Source organism: Methylopila musalis (assembly GCF_042679725.1).
Classification (GTDB): domain Bacteria; phylum Pseudomonadota; class Alphaproteobacteria; order Rhizobiales; family Methylopilaceae; genus Methylopila; species Methylopila musalis.
Map to the genome: position 1 here is coordinate 1 of NZ_JBHTMX010000343.1, position 1,472 is coordinate 1,472.

2 protein-coding genes are annotated in these 1,472 nt (G+C 75.3%); both read right to left on the reverse strand.

Annotation, left to right across the window (positions count from 1 at the left end; genetic code table 11):
- Positions 1-515 (reverse strand): UvrD-helicase domain-containing protein (locus ACFQ4O_RS17465; RefSeq protein ID WP_378777642.1); only part of this gene is annotated, 515 nt, incomplete at its 3' end.
- Positions 512-1,472 (reverse strand): PD-(D/E)XK nuclease family protein (locus ACFQ4O_RS17470; protein WP_378777644.1); only part of this gene is annotated, 961 nt, incomplete at its 5' end. The genes ACFQ4O_RS17465 and ACFQ4O_RS17470, both read right to left, overlap by 4 nt.

The window sequence follows — 1,472 nt, forward strand, 5'->3', positions numbered from 1 at the left end:
GGCCGGCGCGCGGCCTCCGCGAACACGGCGGCGCGGGCGCGGGCCATCATCTCCGCCTGGTCGCGCGGATCGAGCTCCGCGAAGCCCGCCGGGGCGTTGGCCTCGAACGGGAACTGGCGCAGCAGCCGGCCGCAGAAGGCGTGGATGGTGTAGATCTTCAGCCCGCCCGGCGTCTCCAGCGCGCGGGCGAACAGGCGGCGCGCCTCGGCGAGGCGGGCGGGCGAGGGCGCCTCGCCCTCCAGCGCCGCCATCTCGGGCGCGAGCCGGTCGTCGGGCGCGGTGGCCCAGCCGCGCAGCCGCTCCACGATGCGGTTCTGCATGTTGGCGGCGGCCGCCTTGGTGAAGGTGAGGCAGAGGATGCGCGAGGGCTCCGCGCCAGCGAGCAGCAGCCGCACCACCCGCTGCACCAGCACATAGGTCTTGCCGGAGCCGGCGTTGGCCGACACCCAGGCGGAGGAGCCGGGATGGGAGGCGAGCGCCTGCCGGCGCAGGGTCTCGGCGCTGGGGCGGGTCATTCCTCCGCTCCCCCGTCCTCGCCCGCGCCGCCGGTGGCGGACCATTCCCGCACGCGGGCGAGATGGCCATAGGGCCCTTCCGGCCGCGACAGGAACTGCGGGTGCGACAGCGAGCGATAGGGCTCGTCCGGGTTCTCGAACCGGTTGACCACTTTGGCGAAGGCGGCGAAGGCCTCGTCCGCCACCTGATCAAGCGGCGTCTCCTTGTGGCGGATGTCGATCTCCTCGCCGGCCGGGTCGCGGCCGGTGAGGCGGAGCAGCGTCAGGCTCTCCACGCTGACGCCCTCCGGCGCCACGTCCGGGAAGCCGCCCTTGCGCAGGATCGCGGCCTCCAGCGGCAACTGCGGCGCGAAGCCCGCCAGCGCCTGTTTGGCGGTGGCGACGCGGCCGGTCTTGTAGTCGATCAGCGCCACCGAGCCGTCGGTCATGAGGTCGATGCGGTCCGCGCGGGCGGTCAGCTCGAAGTCCCGCCCCGCGATGGTCGGGAACCGGGCCGCGCCCGAACGCTCCACGTGGCGCGCGGCGATGCGGGGGCCGCGCAGCCGCTCCCGCTGCAGCAGCCAGTCGGCGACGCGCACGAAGCGGGGCCACCACAGCGTCCGGGCCTCGTCGCGGTCGAGCAGCGGGCCGAAGGCGGCGCGGCCGAAGCCGAGCAGCGCCTCGCGCGCGTCCGGATGGGCGGGATCGAGCCCGCTCGCCGCGAACAGCTCCAGCGCGCCGTGGATTGCGTTTCCGAGATCGCCGGGGCCCGGCTCGGGGCCGACGGGGCCGATCTCGTCCAGCTTCAGGATGTGGCGGGCGTAGATGGCGTAAGGATCGCGCAGCCAGGTCTCGACCGCGGTGACGCTGAGCCGTGTGGGCCGAAGCTCAAGCGGCGGGCGGGGCTCTGGCGGGGCGGCGGGCGCGGGCGGGGGCGTCTCGTCCAGCGCCTCGCCGAGCGTGACCAGCCGGCGCCCG